Source organism: Pantoea sp. PvP021 (assembly GCF_054056055.1).
In genome coordinates, this window is record NZ_JBSRXX010000003.1 from 232,361 (window position 1) to 254,751 (window position 22,391).

Annotated in this window: 19 protein-coding genes and 1 tRNA gene; 17 read left to right on the forward strand and 3 right to left on the reverse strand. The window is 53.7% G+C overall.

Translation table 11 applies throughout. The features are described from left to right. Nucleotides 1-59: 59 nt before the first annotated feature. From prfC to mrdA, 10 genes are all read left to right on the forward strand, one after another. A complete protein-coding gene (gene prfC / locus ACVKSX_RS12685) occupies nt 60-1,646 on the forward strand; it encodes a peptide chain release factor 3 (protein WP_010671098.1) in 1,587 nt (528 codons plus the stop codon). Nucleotides 1,647-1,904: 258 nt separating this feature from the next. Further along, nucleotides 1,905-2,519 (forward strand): molecular chaperone OsmY, encoded by a 615-nt coding sequence (gene osmY, locus ACVKSX_RS12690; protein ID WP_010671097.1) that lies wholly within the window; start codon nt 1,905-1,907, stop codon nt 2,517-2,519. Nucleotides 2,520-2,631: 112 nt separating this feature from the next. Further along, entirely contained in the window at nt 2,632-2,793 is a 162-nt protein-coding gene (locus ACVKSX_RS12695; protein WP_003848537.1) for a DUF1328 domain-containing protein, read from the forward strand. A gap of 220 nt (nt 2,794-3,013) precedes the next feature. After that, nucleotides 3,014-4,066: a patatin-like phospholipase family protein gene (locus tag ACVKSX_RS12700; RefSeq protein WP_010671096.1), complete on the forward strand. Its 1,053-nt coding sequence runs from the start codon at nt 3,014-3,016 to the stop codon at nt 4,064-4,066. Further along, complete coding sequence (locus ACVKSX_RS12705; protein WP_187491931.1) at nt 4,063-4,860, forward strand: TatD family hydrolase; 798 nt, start codon at nt 4,063-4,065, stop codon at nt 4,858-4,860. The genes ACVKSX_RS12700 and ACVKSX_RS12705 overlap by 4 nt, the downstream gene beginning before the upstream one ends. A gap of 248 nt (nt 4,861-5,108) precedes the next feature. Next, entirely contained in the window at nt 5,109-5,888 is a 780-nt protein-coding gene (deoC, locus tag ACVKSX_RS12710) for a deoxyribose-phosphate aldolase (protein WP_010248957.1), read from the forward strand. A 62-nt stretch (nt 5,889-5,950) separates the two neighbouring features. Continuing rightward, the gene (deoA, locus tag ACVKSX_RS12715; protein WP_060681058.1) at nt 5,951-7,279 is read left to right on the forward strand and encodes a thymidine phosphorylase; all 1,329 of its coding nucleotides are present in this window, start codon (nt 5,951-5,953) and stop codon (nt 7,277-7,279) included. Between the two features lie 95 nt (nt 7,280-7,374). Continuing rightward, the gene (deoB, locus tag ACVKSX_RS12720) at nt 7,375-8,598 is read left to right on the forward strand and encodes a phosphopentomutase (protein ID WP_010671093.1); all 1,224 of its coding nucleotides are present in this window, start codon (nt 7,375-7,377) and stop codon (nt 8,596-8,598) included. 26 nt (nt 8,599-8,624) lie between these two features. Continuing rightward, the gene (gene deoD / locus ACVKSX_RS12725) at nt 8,625-9,338 is read left to right on the forward strand and encodes a purine-nucleoside phosphorylase (protein ID WP_010248951.1); all 714 of its coding nucleotides are present in this window, start codon (nt 8,625-8,627) and stop codon (nt 9,336-9,338) included. 219 nt (nt 9,339-9,557) lie between these two features. Next, the gene (gene mrdA, locus ACVKSX_RS12730) at nt 9,558-11,429 is read left to right on the forward strand and encodes a penicillin-binding protein 2 (protein ID WP_010248949.1); all 1,872 of its coding nucleotides are present in this window, start codon (nt 9,558-9,560) and stop codon (nt 11,427-11,429) included. Between the two features lie 26 nt (nt 11,430-11,455). Here mrdA and ACVKSX_RS12735 read toward each other — a convergent pair whose 3' ends face one another. Then, complete coding sequence (locus tag ACVKSX_RS12735) at nt 11,456-12,775, reverse strand: methyl-accepting chemotaxis protein (RefSeq protein ID WP_010248946.1); 1,320 nt, start codon at nt 12,773-12,775, stop codon at nt 11,456-11,458. A 223-nt stretch (nt 12,776-12,998) separates the two neighbouring features. Between ACVKSX_RS12735 and ACVKSX_RS12740 the strand changes: the two genes are divergently transcribed. From ACVKSX_RS12740 to ACVKSX_RS12760, 5 genes are all read left to right on the forward strand, one after another. Next, nucleotides 12,999-13,074, forward strand: a tRNA-Phe gene (locus tag ACVKSX_RS12740). A 321-nt stretch (nt 13,075-13,395) separates the two neighbouring features. Next, nucleotides 13,396-14,361 (forward strand): sensor domain-containing diguanylate cyclase, encoded by a 966-nt coding sequence (locus ACVKSX_RS12745; RefSeq protein WP_010671090.1) that lies wholly within the window; start codon nt 13,396-13,398, stop codon nt 14,359-14,361. 742 nt (nt 14,362-15,103) lie between these two features. Then, nucleotides 15,104-15,268 (forward strand): con-10 family general stress protein, encoded by a 165-nt coding sequence (locus ACVKSX_RS12750; RefSeq protein ID WP_004571242.1) that lies wholly within the window; start codon nt 15,104-15,106, stop codon nt 15,266-15,268. Between the two features lie 502 nt (nt 15,269-15,770). Continuing rightward, nucleotides 15,771-16,253, forward strand: a complete 483-nt coding sequence (locus ACVKSX_RS12755) for a YciE/YciF ferroxidase family protein (RefSeq protein ID WP_010248940.1) — start codon at nt 15,771-15,773, stop codon at nt 16,251-16,253. A 10-nt stretch (nt 16,254-16,263) separates the two neighbouring features. Further along, nucleotides 16,264-16,770, forward strand: a complete 507-nt coding sequence (locus ACVKSX_RS12760; RefSeq protein ID WP_010248938.1) for a ferritin-like domain-containing protein — start codon at nt 16,264-16,266, stop codon at nt 16,768-16,770. An 80-nt stretch (nt 16,771-16,850) separates the two neighbouring features. Here ACVKSX_RS12760 and treF read toward each other — a convergent pair whose 3' ends face one another. Beyond that, nucleotides 16,851-18,509 carry an alpha,alpha-trehalase TreF gene (gene treF / locus ACVKSX_RS12765; protein ID WP_045139632.1) on the reverse strand — a complete coding sequence of 553 codons (1,659 nt, stop codon included), beginning with the start codon at nt 18,507-18,509 and terminating at the stop codon, nt 16,851-16,853. A 351-nt stretch (nt 18,510-18,860) separates the two neighbouring features. Further along, on the reverse strand, nt 18,861-19,718 hold the full coding sequence (locus tag ACVKSX_RS12770) for an SDR family oxidoreductase (protein ID WP_346449881.1): 858 nt from the start codon (nt 19,716-19,718) through the stop codon (nt 18,861-18,863). A 98-nt stretch (nt 19,719-19,816) separates the two neighbouring features. Between ACVKSX_RS12770 and ACVKSX_RS12775 the strand changes: the two genes are divergently transcribed. Together ACVKSX_RS12775 and ACVKSX_RS12780 are read left to right on the forward strand one after the other, a co-directional pair. Then, complete coding sequence (locus tag ACVKSX_RS12775) at nt 19,817-20,197, forward strand: winged helix-turn-helix transcriptional regulator (RefSeq protein WP_010248931.1); 381 nt, start codon at nt 19,817-19,819, stop codon at nt 20,195-20,197. Nucleotides 20,198-20,978: 781 nt separating this feature from the next. Next, nucleotides 20,979-22,391, forward strand: coding sequence for a cytochrome ubiquinol oxidase subunit I (locus ACVKSX_RS12780; RefSeq protein WP_010671087.1), 1,413 nt, complete (start codon nt 20,979-20,981; stop codon nt 22,389-22,391).

Here is a 22,391-nt window from a genome sequence, read left to right on the forward strand (position 1 = left end):
CGGCCACCGTGATTTATCAGCAGCGCCAGTAAATTGCGCTGCCTATTGAGAAGAATTCCATGTCTAATCCCTTTTTAGAAGAGGTGGCACGCCGCCGCACCTTCGCGATCATTTCGCACCCGGATGCCGGTAAAACCACCATTACCGAAAAAGTGTTGCTGTTCGGACAGGCTATCCAGACCGCCGGTACGGTAAAAGGCCGTGGCTCTAACCAGCACGCTAAGTCGGACTGGATGGAGATGGAGAAACAGCGTGGTATCTCCATTACCACCTCGGTGATGCAGTTCCCCTATCGCGATAGCCTGGTGAACCTGCTGGATACCCCGGGCCACGAAGATTTCTCGGAAGATACCTACCGTACGCTGACCGCGGTTGACTGCTGTCTGATGGTGATTGATGCCGCTAAAGGCGTCGAGGATCGTACCCGCAAGCTGATGGAAGTTACCCGTCTGCGCGATACGCCGATCCTGACCTTTATGAACAAACTTGACCGTGACATCCGCGACCCGATGGAAGTGCTGGATGAGGTGGAAAGCGAGCTGAAAATTGCCTGCGCACCGATCACCTGGCCTATCGGCTGCGGCAAGCTGTTCAAAGGGGTTTATCACCTCTACAAAGATGAGACCTATCTCTACCAGACCGGTAAAGGCCACACCATTCAGGATGTCCGCATCGTGAAGGGGCTGAACAACCCGGACCTCGACACCGCAGTCGGTGACGATCTGGCGGCACAGCTGCGTGAAGAGCTGGAGCTGGTACAGGGTGCATCGCACGAGTTTGAGCAGGAAGCCTTCCTGAGCGGCAAACTTTCGCCGGTCTTCTTCGGCACCGCACTGGGTAACTTTGGCGTTGACCATATGCTGGATGGCCTGGTGGCATGGGCACCGCGTCCGATGCCGCGTGACACCGACACCCGGACGGTTGAAGCGAAAGAAGAGAAGTTCACCGGTTTCGTGTTTAAGATCCAGGCCAACATGGACCCGAAACACCGCGACCGCGTGGCCTTTATGCGTGTGGTGTCAGGTAAATATGAAAAAGGGATGAAGCTGCGTCAGGTGCGCACCGGCAAAGATGTGGTGATCTCCGACGCCCTGACCTTTATGGCGGGCGACCGTTCGCACGTTGAAGAGGCTTATCCTGGCGATATCATCGGCCTGCATAACCACGGCACCATTCAGATTGGCGACACCTTTACGCAGGGTGAAAACATGAAGTTCACCGGTATTCCGAACTTCGCGCCAGAGCTGTTCCGCCGTATTCGTCTGCGCGATCCGCTGAAGCAGAAACAGCTGCTGAAAGGGCTGGTTCAGCTGTCGGAAGAGGGTGCGGTACAGGTGTTCCGTCCGGTGCATAACAACGATCTGATCGTGGGCGCGGTCGGGGTGCTGCAGTTCGATGTGGTGGTTGCCCGTCTGAAAAGCGAATATAACGTCGAAGCGATCTACGAAGCGATCAACGTCTCTACGGCGCGCTGGGTTGAATGCAGCGACGCGAAAAAGTTTGAGGACTTCCAGCGTAAAAACGAAGTTAACCTGGCGCTCGATGGCGGCAATAATTTGACTTATATCGCGCCAACCATGGTTAATCTTAATATTACGCAGGAACGTTACCCCGACGTCCGTTTCCGCAAAACGCGCGAGCACTAATCGCCTGTTTCCGGGCCATTCCAGCTGGGAGTGGCCCTGTTTTCCTCCTTCCAGACTCCTCCTAAAAACCCCGTTTTTCTTCTGTTTTGACGTGTGATCAACCAGTTAGCCAGGCAAATTGCAAAATGCCGTCTATGATTACTCTATCGGACGGCGGAAGAGACTTCTCTTGTCCTTACGTCCTGTAACGCAGCGGCACCTGTGCCTCTGTTGCGCCCACAGTTTTTGGGTGAGTTAACTGATAGAAGGAAGATATCGATGAACAAGACTAAGATTGCTAAAACCCTGATGGCCGCCATGATTGGCTCAGCACTGATCAGCGGCAGCGCACTGGCTGACGAATCAATGTCGCAGAAAGCGTCACAGACAGCCGACAGCGCGGGTTCAAAAATCGATAGTTCTATGAAAAAAGTCGATGGTTATATGGATGACAGCGGCATCACCGCCAAAGCCAAAGCGGCACTGGTAGATGATGACGCAATTAAAAGCACGGATATCTCGGTAAAAACGCATAGCGGCGTCGTGACCTTAAGCGGTTTCGTCACCTCACAGGATCAGGCTGAGAAGGCTGTGGCTGTGGTGCAGAAAATCGAAGGTGTTAAATCCGTCAGCGACAAACTACACGTCAGAGACAGCAAAGCATCATCAATGAAAGGTTATGCGGGCGATACCGCCACGACCAGCGAAATTAAAGCTAAGCTATTAGCGGATGACATTGTTCCGTCGCGCAACGTAAAAGTTGAGACCACCGACGGCGTTGTTCAGCTTTCAGGGCAGGTTGCTAATCAGGCACAGTCAGATCGTGCAGAAAGCATTGCTAAAGCCATTGAAGGCGTGAAAAGCGTTAAGAATGACCTGACGGTTAAATCTTAAGCTTGCGTGCGGTCACTTCTGTGGCCGCACGAATAAAAGATACCCATCCGGGGATGAAATAAGCAGATCGATTTTAAAATATTCGATTTTTAAATAGGGTAAGGAGAGGCTTATGTTTCGTTGGGGCATTATTTTTCTGGTGATCGCACTGATCGCTGCAGCGTTAGGTTTTGGCGGTTTAGCGGGCACAGCAGCATGGGCAGCTAAAGTTGTCTTCGTCGTTGGTATTATCCTGTTCCTCATCAGCCTGTTTACCGGCCGTAAAAAGCTTTAGCCGATGAGTCCTGCAGTGTAATGCAACGCAAAGCATAGAGCGGAGACCAGTCATCTGTAGCGACTGACGTGAAGAGAGGGACACCTTCACATCGCTGCAAGGTAAGCCAGCCCTGCTGGCCTGCCGGTTAAAGGAACATATGACTGGTTCTCCGGAATGCTGCCGTCTTTAACGGATCGATCCTCCAGCAGACCCGGAACCCCTTTTTAAGGTTCGTACAGTGGGTATACGCATTCCTGTCACGCTCGGCGCCATTGAACCTCTGGCCCTGACTCCGTTTAAATCTCAGAAAATTGCCCTGGTTTGTGAAGGCGGCGGTCAACGCGGCATTTTCACCGCAGGCGTGTTAGATGAATTTCAGCGTGCCCGATTTAACCCCTTTCAGCTGATGCTCGGCACCTCTGCCGGTGCACAAAATCTTTCTGCCTTTGTCTGTGGTCAGCCCGGCTATGCCCGGCGTGTGATTACCCGCTATACCACCAGTAAACTCTTTTTTGATCCGCTGCGCTTTGTGCGTGGTGGCAATCTGATCGACCTTGACTGGCTGATAGATATCACCCGCAGTGAATTTCCGCTGGCGATGAGCAGCGCGGAACAGCTGTTCTCCAGCGGCCGCGAGTTTTATATGTGCGCCTGCCGCAGTGACGACTACACGCCTGGCTACTTCAACCCGACCGCCGATAACTGGCTGGATCTGATCAAAGCCTCCAGTGCCATTCCCGGTTTTTACCGGCTGGGGGTCAGTCTGGAAGGGATCAGCTATCTCGATGGCGGCATCAGCGATGCGATTCCGGTGCGTGAAGCCGCGCGCCGTGGCGCTGATACCATTGTGGTGATCCGCACCGTGCCGTCGCAGATGTTCTATACCCCGAAATGGTTTAAGCGGATGGAACGCTGGCTCAGCACCGGCACACTGCAGCCGATGATTAACGTGCTGAATAAGCATGAACAGAGCTATCGGGAAATTCAGCAGTTCATTGAGAATCCGCCCGATGATTTGCGCATTATCGAAATCTTTCCGCCGCATGCGCTGGCCAGCAGTGCGCTGGGGAGCCGCATCGCTTCACTGAATCAGGATTATCATCTGGGACGGCGTTGTGGTCGCTATTTTCTTGCCACGCTGGGCCAGTGGCTGAGCGATGCGGAACCGATGACCACGGCGCGTATCGTTACGCCGCCTGCTCCGGTAGCCAATGCACCCGATACCCGCCTCATCATCACACCGCCGCTGGCGGATAATGATGCTGATTACGACAAAGGATCGCTGGCATGAAGTTTATCGATACGCACTGCCACTTCGATTTCCCGCCGTTTGAAGGGGATATCTCTGGCAGCCTGGCACGTGCTGCAGAAGCGGGCGTGCAAAAGATTATCGTTCCGGCGATCGATGCCAGCCGCTTTGAGCGGGTCTGCGCGTTAGCCGCGGCGCAACCGGCGCTCTATGCCGCGCTGGGCCTGCATCCAATCGTCATCGAAAATCATCAGGAGGCCCATCTCGACCAGCTGGAAACCTTACTGCAACAGCGGCCGCTTAAGCTGGTGGCGATCGGCGAGATCGGGCTGGATCTCTATCGCGACGATCCGCAGTTTGATAAGCAGCAACGCTTTCTTGAGGCGCAGCTTAAGCTGGCGAAAGCGTATCAGCTGCCGGTGATCCTGCATTCGCGCCGCACTCATGACAAACTGGCGCAGATTCTGCGTCGTTACGATCTGCCGCGCCGTGGCGTGGTGCATGGTTTTGCGGGCAGTCTGCAGCAGGCGCAGGCCTTTATTAAGCTGGGTTATGCGATTGGCATCGGCGGGACCATTACCTATGAACGCGCCAGCAAAACCCGTCAGACCGTGGCGCAGCTGCCGCTCTCTTCGCTGCTGCTGGAAACCGATGCACCCGATATGCCGCTGCAGGGCTTTCAGGGCCAGCCTAATCGTCCGGAGCGGGCGCGTCAGGTGTGGGAGGTGCTCTGCAGCCTGCGAGAAGAGTCACCGGAGGAGATTGCCGATGCGCTGTGGCACAACAGTCAGAAGCTATTTCAGCTCGACCCCGCTTTCCCGGCGCTGCGCAACTGACCGCCCGTGTCTCACCCGACCTGCAGCCATTGCGCTTAAATGTGATAATAGTAACATTGCACCCGCTGGCGTATAATGACCATCAGGTACCGTTATCTGTAATGTTAGTCACAGTAAACGTGGCAATGTTGCACTAATTTCTTATTCCTATGTGACTCCTGGCACATATCAGGCCGCATCAGAGTGTTATTATTATAACATTCCGCCGGCGAGCCGGTGGGTTGCACCCCGATCCTTTGGAGAGCCTCATGACCGATATCAAAGACCTTGCCCTGCGCGCCCTGAAACTGATGGATTTAACCACCCTGAATGACGACGACACCGACGCAAAAGTGATCGCCCTGTGTCATCAGGCCAAATCCCCGGCAGGCAACACCGCCGCAATCTGTATCTATCCGCGTTTTATTCCGATTGCCCGTAAAACGCTGCGCGAGCAGGGAACTCCGGAGATCCGCATCGCCACGGTGACTAACTTCCCGCACGGCAATGACGACATTGATATTGCGCTGGCAGAAACCCGCGCCGCTATCGCCTACGGTGCCGATGAAGTGGATGTGGTGTTCCCGTATCGTGCGCTGATCGCCGGTAACAGTCAGGTCGGTTTCGATCTGGTGAAAGCCTGTAAAACCGCCTGTGCCGAAGCAGATGTGCTGCTGAAAGTGATCATCGAAACCGGTGAACTGAAGCAGGAAGCGCTGATCCGTCAGGCCTCTGAGATTGCCATTGATGCCGGTGCCGATTTCATCAAAACCTCTACCGGTAAAGTGCCGGTTAACGCCACGCCTGAAGTGGCGCAGATCATGATGAACGTGATCCGTGATAAAGGCGTCAGCCAGCAGGTTGGCTTTAAGCCCGCTGGTGGCGTGCGCACCGCTGAAGATGCCGCTATCTATCTGAAAATGGCGGAAGAGACGCTGGGTGCCGACTGGGCCGATGCGCGTCATTTCCGCTTTGGTGCTTCAAGCCTGCTGGCGAGCCTGCTCAACACCCTGGGCCATGACAGCGACACCAGCAAAGCGGGTTACTGATCCTTCAGGCGGTCGCTGACCGCCTGTTCCCCATCCTGATTTCCCTGAACCAGGGGGTTACCTTGTTCCTGCCACAAGAAATAATTCGCAAAAAACGTGACGGCCATGCGCTGACTGAAGAGGAGATTCGCTTCTTCATCAATGGCGTGCGTGATAACACCGTTTCGGAAGGTCAGATTGCCGCGCTGGCGATGACCATCTATTTCCACGACATGACGCTGCCTGAGCGGGTCGCGCTGACTATGGCGATGCGTGATTCCGGTACGGTACTGAACTGGAAATCACTTAACCTCAATGGGCCGGTGGTGGATAAGCACTCGACCGGCGGCGTCGGCGATGTGACGTCGCTGATGTTAGGGCCGATGGTCGCGGCCTGCGGCGGATATGTCCCGATGATCTCGGGTCGTGGCCTTGGCCATACCGGTGGCACGCTGGATAAACTGGAAGCGATCCCGGGCTTCGATATCTTCCCGAGTGATGACCGCTTCCGCGAGATCATCAAGCAGGTGGGTGTGGCGATTATCGGCCAGACCAGCTCGCTGGCACCGGCGGATAAGCGTTTCTACGCCACGCGTGACATCACCGCCACCGTCGATTCGATCCCGCTGATTACCGCCTCGATTCTGGCGAAGAAGCTGGCAGAAGGGCTGGATGCACTGGTGATGGATGTCAAAGTGGGTTCCGGCGCGTTTATGCCAACCTATGAGGCGTCAGAAAGTCTGGCGCAGTCGATTGTTGGCGTCGCCAATGGCGCAGGCTGCCAGACCACCGCACTGCTGACGGATATGAACCAGGTTCTCGCCTCCTCAGCCGGTAACGCGCTGGAAGTGCGTGAAGCGGTTCGCTTCCTGACCGGCGAAGAGCGGAATCCGCGCCTGCTGGAAGTGACGCTGGCGCTCTGCAGCGAAATGCTGGTCTCCGGCAAACTGGCCGCCAGCGACACCGAAGCGCGTCAGAAACTGATGACGGTGCTGGATAACGGCAAAGCAGCCGAGGTATTTGGTCGTATGGTCGCTGCCCAGCAGGGACCTGCCGATTTTGTTGAACGCTACGACGCTTATCTGCCGCAGGCGATGCTGAGCAAGCCGGTGTATGCCGACCAGCCAGGCATCGTCAGCAGCATGGATACCCGTGCGCTGGGTCTGGCGGTGGTGGCAATGGGCGGCGGACGTCAGCGTGCCAGCGACAGCATTGATTACAGCGTCGGCTTAAGCGACATGATCACCCTGGGCGAACGTGCCGATGCGCAGCGTCCACTGGCGATCATTCACGCCAGCAGCGAAGACAAATGGCAGCAGGCCGCCGCGGCGGTCAAAGCCGCGCTGGTGCTCGGTGATTCCGCCCCGGCTGAGACGCCGGTTGTCTATCGCCGTGTGAGCGATATCAGCTAACTGACCGGTAACCGGTGCCAGCCGCGATGCATTCGGGTATACTGATCTGATCGCTTTTTTTTGACTTGTCACGCGCCAATGCGCAGGAGACTTGCATGAAACGTGCTTTTATTATGGTTCTCGATTCCTTTGGAATTGGCTCCAGTAAAGATGCCGATAAATTCGGCGACGCAGGTTCGGATACGTTAGGTCACATCGCCGAAGCCTGTTTCAGGGGTGAAGCAGACAAGGGACGTAAAGGCCCATTGCATCTGCCTAATCTAACCGCGCTGGGTCTGGGCAAAGCCGCAGAGCTGTCGACCGGCCGCTTCCCGGCAGGTCTGGATCCTGAGGCGAAAATCACCGGCGCGTACGCTTACGCCAGCGAGCTTTCGTCAGGTAAAGATACGCCGTCAGGCCACTGGGAGATCGCCGGTGTGCCGGTGCTGTTTGACTGGGGCTACTTCAGCGACAAAGAGAACAGCTTCCCTCAGGAACTGCTGGACAAACTGGTCGAGCGCGCAGATCTGCCGGGCTATCTCGGGAACTGCCACTCTTCAGGTACGGTGATCCTCGACCAGCTGGGCGAAGAGCATATGAAAACCGGCAAGCCGATTTTCTATACCTCTGCGGACTCGGTGTTCCAGATCGCCTGTCACGAAGAGACCTTTGGTCTGGATCGTCTCTATGCGCTGTGCGAAATCGCCCGTGAAGAGCTGACCGAAGGTGGCTACAACATTGGCCGGGTTATCGCCCGTCCGTTTGTGGGCGACAAAGCGGGTCAGTTCGAGCGTACCGGCAATCGTCACGACCTGGCAGTCGAGCCGCCATCCGCCACCATGCTGAAAAAGCTGGTGGATGAGAAGGGCGGTCACGTGATCTCCGTGGGTAAAATCGCCGATATCTATGCTGAGCAGGGCATTACCAAAAAGGTCAAAGCGACCGGTCTGGATGCGCTGTTTGACGCGACGATTCAGGAGATGAAAACTGCGCCGGATCAGGCGATTGTTTTCACTAACTTCGTTGATTTCGACTCAACCTGGGGACATCGTCGTGATGTTGCCGGTTATGCGGGCGGGCTGGAGCTGTTTGACCGTCGTCTGCCTGAGCTGATGGAGTTAGTCGGAGAAGATGACATTCTGATCCTGACCGCTGACCACGGCTGTGACCCGACGTGGGAAGGTACTGAACACACGCGTGAGCACATTCCGATTCTTATCTACGGACCGAAAGTCGAGCCGGGTTCACTCGGTTACCGCGAAACTTTCGCCGATATTGGTCAGACAATTGCACACTATTTTGGCCTGTCCGAGATGGACTATGGCAAGAACATGCTGTAAATCAGCAATTTAATAAGGATTAAACAATGGCAACCCCTCATATTAATGCTGAAATGGGCGATTTCGCAGACGTCGTGCTGATGCCTGGCGATCCGCTGCGTGCAAAGCACATTGCTGAAACCTTCCTGGAAAATCCGGTAGAAGTGAACAACGTGCGCGGGATGCTGGGCTACACCGGCACCTATAAGGGCCGCAAAGTCTCTGTAATGGGCCATGGAATGGGTATTCCTTCCTGCTCCATCTACACCAAAGAGCTGATCACCGACTTCGGCGTGAAAAAGATCATCCGTGTGGGCTCCTGTGGTGCCGTGCGTGCCGATGTAAAACTGCGTGACATCGTGATTGGTATGGGTGCCTGCACCGATTCCAAAGTGAACCGTATGCGTTTCAAAGATCACGATTTTGCTGCGATTGCTGACTTCGACATGGTGCGTAACGCGGTTGATGCGGCGAAAAACCTGGGTGTTGAAGCGCGCGTGGGTAACATCTTCTCTGCCGATCTCTTCTACACCCCGGATCCGCAGATGTTCGACGTGATGGAAAAATATGGCATCCTCGGCGTTGAGATGGAAGCTGCAGGTATCTACGGTGTGGCCGCAGAGTTCGGTGCTAAAGCGCTGACCATCTGCACCGTATCAGACCACATCCGTACGCACGAGCAGACCACCGCTGCTGAGCGTCAGACCACCTTCAACGACATGATCAAGATTGCGCTGGAGTCTGTTCTGCTGGGTGATTAATCAGCGTGGCAGGCATTGACGCCTGCTGCCCGATCCCCTTGCGCAGATCCCCCTTAACCGGGGGATCTGCATTTTCCCGCCTCGCCGTCCTGGTAACATTCACATCAAATGACACACTTTTGCTCAGGCTTGTGCATCTTCGCGCTGGCACGCCCGCGATCGCGCTTTATCATGGTGCGCAATAACAGATAATAATTAATCGCCTGATAATGCCCCCTGATGAACTTTCGTAATTTCCAAGCTGAAGAGAAGCTGTTTGCCCGCCGCGCTGCAATAGCCTTTGCTCTGGTCTGTCTCTGTTTCACCATTCTTGGCGTAAACCTTTTTCGCTTACAGGTGCGCGACCATGGCTATTACCAGACGCGCTCCAACCAGAACGACATCAAAATGATCCCCATTGCGCCGACGCGTGGGCTGATTTATGACCGCAACGGCATTCCGCTGGTACGAAACGTCAGCTGGTATGCCATTACGCTGACGCCTTACAAAATCAGCGACATGGACGCCACGCTGCGGGCACTCACGCCGATCGTTAATCTGACGCCGGACGAAATCGACACCTTCCGCCATGCGCTGAAGCAGACCAGCCGTTACAAGCCGGTGGTGCTGAAAGAGGAGCTGACTGAAGAGCAGGTCGCCCGCTTTGCGGTCAATCAGTTTCACTTCACCGGCGCCAGCATTGAGACCTACCAGGATCGTGAATATCCCTATGGCGCGGATCTGGCGCATGTGATCGGCTATGTGTCGAAAATCAACGATAACGACTATAAACGGCTGAATGCGGAAGGCATCGCCGAAAACTATGCGGCTGACCATAACATTGGTAAGCAGGGGATTGAGGGCTATTACGAAGCGCTGCTGCACGGCAAGCCGGGTTATCAGGAAGTGGAAGTGGATAATCATGGCCGCATTGTGCGGGTGCTGAAAGAGGTGCCGCCGGTCGCGGGTAAAAACCTGACGCTGACGCTGGATCTGCACCTGCAACAGTATGTGGAAAGCCTGCTGGCGGGGCAGCGTGCGGCGCTGCTGATTGAAGATCCGCACGACGGCTCCGTGCTGGCGATGGTCTCCAGCCCCAGCTACGATCCCAATCCGTTTGTGAAAGGCATCAGCTATCAGGCCTATAAAAAGCTGCTACAGGATAAAGACCTGCCGTTGATTAACCGCGTCACGCAGGGACTCTATCCGCCCGCCTCCACGGTGAAGCCTTACATGGCGATGTCGGCGCTGCTGACTCATGTGATTACGCCGCAGTCGCAATTCTTTGGCGCACCCACCTGGACGCTGCCAGGCACGGACCGGCGCTATCGCGACTGGAAAAAAACCGGGCACGGCATGCTGGATGTGACGCGGGCAATCGAAGAGTCCGCCGATACCTTTTTCTACCAGGTGGCGTTTATGATGGGCATTGATCGCATTCACACCATGCTCAGCCAGTTTGGCTATGGTAAATCGACCGGTATCGATCTGAATGAGGAGTACAGCGGTTTACTGCCGAGCCGTGAGTGGAAGCAGAAGGTGCATAAAAAGGCCTGGTATCAGGGTGATACAGTGTCGGTTGGCATTGGGCAGGGTTACTGGATTGCGACACCCATTCAGATGGTGAAAGCGATGGTGGCGCTGATTAATAACGGTCGGGTCATTGCTCCCCATCTGCTGGAGAAAACCCAGCGCGGCACGCTGGTGGAGAACTATCATCCGCAGCAGCATGAAGCGCAGATTGGCGATCCTCATTCACCTTACTGGTCGCTGGTACGCCACGCGATGTTTGGCATGGCTAACGCACCCAACGGCACCGGTTATAAATATTTCCACACGGCACCCTATGGCATCGCTGCGAAAAGCGGGACGTCGCAGGTGTTCAGCCTGCGCCAGAACCAGACCTATAACGCGAAGATGATACCGGTACGGCTGCGTGACCATATCTTCTACACCGCCTTTGCGCCCTTTAATGACCCGAAAGTGGCGGTAGCGTTAATTCTGGAGAATGGTGGCAACGAAGGAATTACTGCGGCACCTGTAATGCGGGCGATTCTGGATCATATCTTTATCCCGCCGGTGCCAGAAGCGCCGGTTCAGGCAACACCTTAAAAGGGGGCGGTTGCCCCCGCAGAGCGTCAGACTTTAAGCGTTTTGGTCACCTGGCCGATGGCGCGTACTACATCGGTTGCGCCTTCACGGATTTCCGCAATCACGCCGCCCGCCTCCTGGGCCAGCTGTACGCCCTGATCGGCGCGCTTCAGGTTGGATTCAATTCCTTTCAGTGCCCGGCTCGCCAGCTGATGGTTTTGCTGTATCCGATTTTCGATGTCGGTGGTGGCGCGATTGATGTTTGCTGCCAGCGTGCGGACTTCATTAGCCACTACCGCAAAGCTGCGGCCATGGGTTCCGGCCCGTGCCGCTTCGATAGCGGCATTCAACGCCAGCAGGTTAGTCTGATCGGCTATCCGGCGGATGCCCTCCACAATCGCGCCGATACGCTCTGAGGATTCACTCAGTCCGGTAATATCACCGGAGATCCCCTGCAGTTCACCCGCCAGGGCGTTCATGGTCTGCACGCTGCTGGCGATAACATCGGCACCCAGCTTTGTGCTTTCATCCGTTTGCAGCGCGGTGTGATAAGCCCGCTGTGCCGCATCATGTTCCTGCTGATTCTTTTCCACCTGCGCGGTCACATCAGTGGCGAATTTCACGATTTTGTAGAGTCTGCCCTGTTCGTCAAACACCGGGTTGTAGGTGGCGCGCAGCCAGATAGTCTCGCCCCGTTTATTGACCCGGGGAAACTGACCTGAGACAAATTCGCCGCGGTTCAGCTGCTGCCAGAACTCGCTATATTCGCGGCTGTCGCGCAGCGCCTGCGAGCAGAAGCGACGGTGGTGGACACCTTCGACCTCCTCACGACGGTAGCCCATGGTTTTCAGGAAGTTGTCATTGGCTTTCAGCACTTCACCTTTGAGGTTAAAAGCGATCACCGCCATCGACCGTTCTATGGCGGTGGTGATGGCGCGCTGCTCCTGCGCATCGTTGATATGATCGGTGATGTCGGTTGCCAGTTTGACGATTTTAATCACCCGGCCATGGCGGTTCTGCACCGGCACATAGTTGGCTTCGAGCCATACCGGTCGGCCGTTTTTCGCCACGCGCAGGAACTTATCGCTGAAGCTTTCGCCCCGGTTCAGTCGCAGCCAGAAATCCTGATAGTCCCGCGACTCAAGCTGCTCGGCGGTACAAAACAGGCTGTGGTGCTGGTCTTCGATCTCCGCCAGCGTGTAGCCCATGCGCGCCAGAAACAGCGCATTCGCGCTGAGAATGGTGCCATCGGGGGAGAATTCAATCATGGCGATGGAGCCGTTGAGAGAGCTCAGCGTTGCCGCTGAGTGTGAACGCTTCTGCCAGCTGTGACGGGAAGCGATACCTGATGTAATGGTGGAAAACATGGCGATCCTTATTATTAGTGTTGGTCTCGCATGCTATATCGGCAATTTCGCGTCACAATGCAGACTCTGCCTGCCTTCTGACTAAAATATATCCGGCCAACAGAGAGGTTTATGGCGGCAGGTCAGACCCACTCTTTGGGTTGATGGAAAAGCGGTCAGTCGATTTGATTTTGGTGAAAAGCGTTTGACGCTGCCGGGCCGCTTTGGTTTAATGCGCCCCGTTGCCCGAATAGCTCAGTCGGTAGAGCAGGGGATTGAAAATCCCCGTGTCCCTGGTTCGATTCCGGGTTCGGGCACCATATTTAAAGAACCCGCCTCTGGCGGGTTTTTGCATTCTGGAGCGAACCCGTTATCGAAGGTTCGACAGACTCCCGCCATTCCCGAACATTCCGAATTTCGCCTCTCCCGTGCCCATTCCACTTCTTAACCCTGTAGCAACACAAACAGATTTCATGGCGAAACCAATTTGCCGCTTCGCCTCTGTGCTGCGTTGCCAGACTGGTACCGCCTGATATCCTGTCCAGCCTGCAATTGACCGCGGCTAATCGTGTTTTATAAGCCACCCTTTACAGAATCAGCCTGACAGGCACAATACCCCTTTTTCCTCCTCTTACACGGTTATGTCAGAAGAAGCGCTGCGTCTGCAGATACAGAACCTCAAAAAGCACAATGCGCGTCTGAAGCGTATAGCGCATGACGCCCGCACAAAACTCAATGCGGCGCTGGATGGTACCGGGCTGTTCCTGTGGCAGCTGGATATTCCCAGCGGCAAACTGGTGATTTTCAACCGGCGCTGGGGTGCGATGCTGGGCTTCCAGCCGAAAGAGACCGACGCCAACTTTGAATCCTGGAAAGAGAGCCTGCATCCCGATGATGCCGCCGACGTTTTACAGGCATTCAACGACCACATCGCCGGGAAAGCGCCTTATTACGAGGCTCTGCACCGCATGATCGCCAAAAATGGCAGCATTACGTGGGTGCTGGATCGGGGACGGGTCAGCGAATGGAATGCGCACGGAGAGCCGGTTAAAGTGATCGGCACTCACATCGATATGACCAAAGAGAAGCAATATGAGGAGCAGCTCGCCCTGCTGGCGCTGCACGATCCCCTTACGCTGCTCAACAATCGCCATGCTCTGCAGAATTATTTCGGTGAAATGAAAGCTCAGGGACCGCTCTGCGTGGTCTTTATTGACCTGGATAACTTCAAACACGTCAACGACACCCTGGGGCACCGCAGCGGAGATGAAGTCCTCATCCAGTTAAGTCAGCGGTTTACGGAACTCTCTCCGGCAGAAGTGATCATTGGCCGACTGGGCGGCGACGAGTTTGTGTTGTTAATACCCTGGGCGCTGAACCATCCGCGGGTAAAGAAACTGGCGCACGCCTGTCTTGACGCGGTAATGGCACCTTTTGATATGGCAAACGGGCATGCCCTCATTGGGGCGTCTGTCGGTGTGTCTCAGGCGCAGGACAAAGATGACTTTGATACTGCACTGCAGCGTGCTGATGAAGCGATGTACCGTATCAAGAAAAATGGCAAGCGCGGTGTCGCTTTTGATTCCACTTTTCCCGACTCCCTCTGACTCTGCTGAACAGGGCATATGTTTTGCAAGTCAATAACGCACAATCTCCCTCATGGCTTTGCTCGATCTTACTCATAATGTTGAGTTCCCCTTTTCGCAGGCATGCAAAATTTATGCGTATGCCCGCAGAAAGGACTTTTTAGTACTATTCCGAAAACCCGCTTTTTGCCACCAAATACCTGAATCTTGCCGCTTCGGTTATATTCAGATATCAGTGCTAAATCTGACCTCTCTTTTTAATAAAAATTTTCATCTAACCAGCATAATTGATCGTTTATTGATCGATTCAGGCTATTTTTAACTGGTGCTATCAATGCGTCACGCTTCGCTTATTTTTAACGTAAAAGCAGGGTTTCAGATTTCTAATTAGCGCTTCGCTTGGGGAATTTGATCGTTTGTTGATCATCTTCACTACCTGATATTGATGAAATTATCTCTTTGCCGCTTCGCTTATATTTTTTCAATTGGACTTTTTTTGAAAATGATCGATTAATAGGGCGCGGCGATTTTCGTTATAAATATTTTCCATGCTGCGGCTCTTTTATGAATAGAAAAGAGCGATGGTTGAAATCCGTTATCAATCCGGTTGAGGGTAGGACGGCCAATAAACCAGAACTGTGACGGGTTTTTTATTTCTCTGACTTGATCGGTCCGATTTTCTGTCTACATTTATGTTGCTGAATCGGCCTGATGAAGCGTTAACTGTGCAAATTCCAATTTTTAAAATTCAAAGAGGACGCATATGACTCAATATCGCGGTGGGGCCGGGAATTTTGCGGCCGACAAAGAGCGTGCTGCTGAAGCAGGGCGCAAAGGAGGCCAGAAAAGCGGCGGTAACTTCAAAAACGATCCTGAACGTGCCATTGAAGCGGGGCGCAAGGGAGGTAAGGTTAGCCGCCGGAGCTGAACGTCTTTAACACTGCTGTAACGGCAGGGTTACTCTGTTAGCCGGGCATTTTGAATCTTTTTAGTTCCTCGTGAAGATAATTACACCCTGAATTATGTCATTGCTCCATCATTGGCAATGGCTGGAGCTGTGAATTGAACCGGAAGGGTTTTCCCTTCCGGTTTTTTATTTCCTATCGATTAAAGCTGTACCGTTAAATACAACTTTGTACAGATAAGTTTCGAGTGGTACTTTTTTATGCAGTTAATCTTAAAAAATGTATACAACGATTTATCACTTTGTACAAAATCCAGCACTGCTAGCGAAGCCGCAATCTTAAAAACAATTTTTAGCTAACGCGTTGCTGTAAAAAGGAAAGTGCATTTTACATGCCACTTTTGTCTTAAATTCATACTGATGCAGCGTGCGATATTAAGAATCTCCACTAGACTTTTCAGGTGTCAACGATATGACTGGCGCTGCGTTATTACAGACGCAGCTTTTTAATCAATGAGGCTATCTTATGACAGTGAAAACGTTAAACGACCTGTTCATCCATGACTTATCCGATGTATACAGCGCTGAGAAGCAGATAACCCGTGCATTGCCTAAAATGGCGCGTGCAGCCAGTGACGAAAATCTTATCGCTGCGTTTAATCAGCATCTGGAAGAGACCCGTGCTCAGATTGAACGACTCGACGAACTGGTGGAAGTGACACCTGAAGTCAAAATCAAACGAATGAAATGTCATGCGCTGGAAGGTCTGGTTGAAGAAGCGCAGGAAATTATCGACTCGGTCGAGAAGGGCGAGATTCGCGATCATGGACTGATCGGTGCGGCGCAGAAAGTTGAGCATTATGAGATTGCCACCTACGGTACCCTGCATGCGCTGGCGCTGAAGCTGGGTTACACCAAAGCCGCACAGCTGCTGGAAGAAACCCTGAATGAAGAGAAGCAAACGGATGAGAAGCTCACCTCGGTAGCCGACTCTATTACCGTCTCTTAAGGAGCAACACATGACTGCGATTGAACATTATCACGACTGGCTGCGCGATGCGCATGCGATGGAAAAACAAGCAGAAAGCATGCTGAGCAAGATGTCAGGTCGTCTTGAACACTATCCGGCGCTGGAACAGCGTCTGGCGCAACATCTTGAAGAGACCAAACATCAGCTGACTCTGCTGGAACAGCTGCTCGACAGCCATGGTATCGATCACTCTGTAATGAAAGATGCGATAGGCAAAATGGCAGCCACCGGTCAGGCCGTGGGCGGCATGTTTAACTCAGATGAAGTGGTGAAGGGCGCCATCAGTGGCTATGTATTCGAGAATGCCGAGATCGCCAGCTACACCAGCCTGATCGCTGCGGCTGAGCAGGTTGGTGATGCGCAGGGCGTACGCATACTGAATGAGATCCGCGATCAGGAAGTGGCGATGGCGGAGTGGCTGCTGCAGCACCTGCCTGAAGTGACACAGCAGTTCCTGCAACGTGCGTCACAACCAGGCACTGAAGCGAAGAAGTAGCGCTGAATAGCCTGCATGAAACATGAAAAAGCCGGGATAACCCGGCTTTTTGCGTTTTAAAGGTTTACCGGCTGCGCTACTCAGTCAGCCATTAAATGCCCATACATCGTCATCAGCTTACGTGTGACGCCGTTAGTCCAGCCGAATCCATCCTGTAACGGATACTCACCACCGCCACCAGGACGGGCGCGCTCGCCGCTGATGTCATACTTCTCTACCAGCTTATGGTGCAACTGATAGAAGTTGTTGACCGTGTTGAGCCAGTTCACTGCCACTTCAGTCGCCAGCGTCTCTTCACCGTAATTATTCAGGCCAACAACCGCCATCCACTGCATCGGTGCCCAGCCGTTGGGTCGATCCCACTGCTCACCGCTTTCCACCATTGAGGTCAGCAGGCCGCCGTTGCTCAATAGCAGATGGCGCAGCGAGATCGATTGCAGGTGCGCCTGGTGCGGCGTCGCAAGACCGACAAACAGCGGCACCACGGAAGCGACGGTAAAGGCACCGAAACGCTCCCGACGCCAGTCGTAGTCACGGAACACACCGGCGGTGCTGTCCCAGAGATAACGGGTAATCGCACGCTTGCGCGCTTCCGCTTTTTTCTGCCAGGCCAGCGCGGTCAGCTCTTCGCCTTTTGCGTGCGACAGGGTGGCGATCATCAGCTCCAGTTTGTACAGGAACGAGTTCAGATCGATAGGAATAAACTGCGTGGTACGGATGCTCGACAGCCGTTTCGGGTTACGCAGCCAGCGCGAGGAGTAATCCCAGCCCGATTCCGCTCCGGCACGCAGGTCACGATACACTTCGCTGGCCGGACGTTTCGATTCGCGGGCGGTTTCCACATCTTCAATCCACGACTCATCACGCGGCGTATCGCGGTCATCCCAGTAGCGGTTCAGCAGTGAGCCGTTTGGCATCCGCACTACGTGACGATAAGCCTGGTTCGGCATCAGTGAACCAGCACCGTCCATCCAGAACTGATACTCCTTCATCAGCTGTTCCTGATAGCGCTTAGCACCGCGCACGCCATCTTCTTCGAACAGCTCAACCATCAGGGCAAACACCGGTGGCTGCGAGCGGCTGAGATAATAGGTACGGTTGCCGTTTGGCACATGACCGTAGTTATCGATCAACCAGGCAAAGTTATCCGCCATGTGACGCAGCAGATCGTCACGGCCCGATTCTGCCAGGCCGAGCATGGTGAAATAAGAATCCCAGTAGTAGGTTTCGCCAAAACGTCCGCCCGGCACCACATAGGGTTTGGGTAATGGCAGCAGCGATGAGTGCGGCATATGCTGCTGCGGCATTTTGGTCAGAACCGGCCACAGGTCGTCGATATGCTCATTGAGCGTTTTATCCGGGTTGGAGACATAAAAGCTTTCGTTTACGCCAGGCAGATAAAAGTGATCGGCGACAAAACGCGACAGGTCGAAATCACTGCTGCGTTTCTGTCGACGATAGCGCATCAGCACATCCAGCGGATCGTACTTGGGCGAACAGTCGGGGAAGGTTTTGCTGTCCTCGAAAATCCGCGACATCTGAACATGTTCAAACAGTTCCAGATAACGATCGGCAGGGGTCAGCGCATCCGGCGCCGGCAAGCCTTCAATCAGCTCCGGCTCCGGTTCAGAATCCTGCATGCGATCCAGCTTCAGTTCATGGGGATCGTATTGATACTCAACTTCCGCCCCGGCACGAACCTCTTCAAGTGCATTTTGTTGCTGGCGATGGGTATTAATAACGGCCTCCTGAGCGGTCGTGGTTGCACAAAGGACAAATTATAGACCTCTCCTCCCCCGGAACAACAATGCAGAATATCTATGAACGTAATAAATATTGTCGATTAATCGAGGTTTTTGGATAAATTCCAGACAATTCAACCAAATATAACGCTGTTCACAAAAAACGCATTTCAGATGAATCTCTTAGCGACCTGAATAAAAAAATTTAACCTGAAGAAAACTGGCGTTTATTCACATTTTGTAAAAGAAACAGCAGCCGCAAAGAGTGCAGAAAGTGGCATACCCAACGGGAATTCGGACAGGAGAGTGAGGTGAGCGGACCCGATTGTCCGCTCATGAGAGACAGAATTAACGGTTCGCCAGTGCCGCGCGAATGACTGCCTGCCAGGTGGTGGTGGGGCGACCGATGAGCTGGCTTAGCTGACGGGAGTCATCGAACAAACCGCCTTTCTCTGCACTGGCATCAGAATCCGCCAGCATTTCCGCCAGACCTTCTGGCAGGCCTGCGTTTTTCAGCGCCGCCGCAAACTCACTCTGAGAGAGATTGACGTAATCAACCTTTTCACCGCTCTGTGCGGCAATCTCCGCAGCAAACTGCGCCAGCGTGTAGCTGTCATCACCTGCCAGTTCATACACTTTGCCCGCCTGATCCTCACGGGTTATCACTTCTGCCGCCGCTTCAGCATAATCCTGACGCGCTGCCGAGGCGATACGACCTTCACCCGCTGCGCCAATAAACGCATGATGCGCCAGCGCCGGTGGGATGCTGGCTGCGTAGTTCTCGCTGTACCAGCCGTTACGCAGCAGGGCGAACGGGATGCCAGAGGCTTTCAGCAGCGCTTCTGTTGCACGGTGTTCAACGCCCAGGCCCAGCGGCGAGGTATCTGCATGCAACAGGCTGGTATAGGCGATAAAGCCCACGCCCGCCGCCCGAGCAGCCTCGATGACGGCTTTATGCTGCGCTTCACGCTGGCCCACTTCACTACCGGAGATCAGTAGCAGCTTATCCACGCCTGCAAAAGCGGCCTCCAGCGTCTCTGGCTGGCCATAATCGGCCTGGCGGACAATGACGCCCAGCGCTGCGAGATCGGCCGCTTTGGCAGGCGTACGGACGGCGGCAATAATTTCTCCCGCCGGGACTTTTTTCAGTAATGCATCAATCACGAAACGGCCCAGCTGGCCGGTGGCACCTGTAACTGCAATCATGTTAATACTCCTGTGGCTGTTGGTGAAATTCAGACTAGTGTATAAACTAATTTTTAGTAAGTACTTACAGAATTGTTAGTTTGAGGTGGATAAGTTAAATGTCTGAAAAAATGAGTGAAAAATTTATCCGCGGTGAATTGCTCAACGTCAACTGCCCGTCACGTGACGTGCTGAAACGCGTAACCAGCCGCTGGAGCGTATTAATTCTGCTGGCCCTGCAGGACCAGACGCTGCGCTTCAGCGCGTTGCGCCGGACGGTCGGTGGCGTCAGCGAGCGGATGCTGGCGCAGAATCTGCGCTACCTGGAAGAAGATGGCTTCGTGCAGCGTATCGCCTACGATGTGGTGCCACCGCACGTGGAATATCGCTTAACCCCGCTTGGACGCGAAGTCGGTGAACAGGTTGTGGGGCTGGCTGACTGGCTGGAGCTGAACCTGAGCCGGATTCTGGCACAGCGCGAAAAATCTGCGGCAGAGTAAAATCACCCTGTATCAGCCGTCATAACGTGACGGCATGGGTATACTCGCTGCAAAATTTCTGACCCCATTTGTCTGTCATCTCACTTCCTGAAAGCGCGATAACGTAACGGCAGCGCAAATAATCCAGTCGATCTTTTCGCACGGTTGCTGGTTATTAAATCGTTTTATGAATCTCTGGCCCGGAATAATCGACTACCCGCAGCGCGCTGTTAATTCATACCTTCTTTTTGACTCATTTTATTAACATCTCTGATGGCGCTTAAAAGCGCCGTTCTGCGTTTTTTCTGTCAGAAGTTATAGCTGCATTAGCCAGGCAAAAGCAAAAAAGCAAACAAAGCGGCAGAGGTAACTATTTACTCTTTTAACCTGTTAAAAAATAAGGGTATTTAATTTGGAGGCTCTAAAATTTGACCTCTACTGAATCAGGGTTTATAACAAAATAGTGCCTGAAAACAGCCTGTTGAAGGCATTTTTCAGGCAAGGTTCGCTTTAGCGCGATCGATTTTTAAAGTACAAATTACCGTAACATTAACGACACATAAACACGCTCTGATTAACCTTTAGGCCTTATTTTTAAATAAATAATTCCCGTCAAAAACAATGATCAGAATCAATAAAGACTGTTATAGTTTTCATTAACCCCACTGTTTCTATTTCCTCGCCGCGAATAGTTTTAAATTTGCGGCGGGAATTTCAATAAGCGCAGAGAACCAGGCGCATCAGGCTTAAGTTGTTAATTATAAGTAAATACATGGTGTTCTATGTGGCAAAGAGGTAAGCAATGTTCGGATTAGATGCCTTTCATCTGGCCAGGATTCAGTTCGCATTTACTGTTTCCTTCCATATTATCTTTCCCGCCATCACCATCGGTCTCGCCAGTTTTCTGGCCGTGCTCGAAGGTATGTGGCTCAAAACCCGCGATCACACCTATCGCGATCTCTACCACTTCTGGTCGAAAATCTTTGCCGTTAACTTCGGCATGGGTGTGGTATCAGGACTGGTCATGGCTTATCAGTTCGGGACGAACTGGAGCGGCTTCTCGGAGTTTGCTGGCAGTATCACCGGTCCGCTGCTGACCTATGAAGTACTGACGGCGTTCTTCCTGGAAGCGGGCTTCCTGGGCGTGATGCTGTTTGGCTGGAATCGCGTGGGTCCCGGGCTGCACTTCTTTGCCACCTGCATGGTCGCCCTCGGTACGCTGATTTCCACCTTCTGGATCCTGGCCTCTAACAGCTGGATGCATACGCCTCAGGGCTACATCATCCAGAATGGCATCGTGGTTCCGCAGGACTGGTTCAAAATCGTCTTTAACCCCTCATTCCCTTATCGCCTGTTCCATATGTCTGTAGCGGCGTTCCTGGCGAGTGCTTTCTTTGTGGGATCGTCGGCGGCCTGGCATCTGTTGAAGGGGAATAACAATCCCGCTATCCGCAAGATGTTCTCAATGGCGTTGTGGATGGCGCTGATTGTCGCGCCGATTCAGGCGATGATTGGTGATGCTCATGGTCTGAATACGCTGGAACACCAGCCTGCCAAAATCGCGGCGATTGAAGGGCACTGGGAAAACCCACCGGGTGAAGCCACACCGCTGATCCTGTTCGGCATCCCCGACATGGAGCAGGAACGTACCAAGTATGCGCTGGAGGTGCCTTATCTTGGCAGCCTGATTCTGACGCATAGCCTGGACAAGCAGGTCCCGGCGCTGAAGTCCTTCCCGAAAGAGGACCGGCCTAATTCAACGGTCATCTTCTGGTCCTTCCGCGTGATGGTGGCGCTGGGCCTGCTGATGATTACGCTGGGCGTAGTCAGCCTGTGGCTGCGTTTTAAAGGGCGTCTCTATGAGTCGCGTCCTTTCCTGTGGTTTGCGCTATTGATGGGACCGTCGGGTCTGATTGCGATTCTGGCAGGCTGGTTTACCACTGAAATCGGTCGTCAGCCGTGGGTTGTCTATGGCGTGCAGCGCACGATTGATGCGGTCTCGGCACATGGGGATATGCACATGAGCATCAGCCTGCTGGCCTTTATTCTGGTCTACAGCTCGGTGTTCGGCGTGGGGTATCACTACATGATGCGTCTGATTAAGCAGGGACCGGTTACCGGCGAAGGCCATATCACCGAAGAGGGTGGTCCTGGTCAGAAGAAAACCCCGGCGCGTCCGCTTTCCGCTGCCACCTTTAAGGATGGAGACCACTAA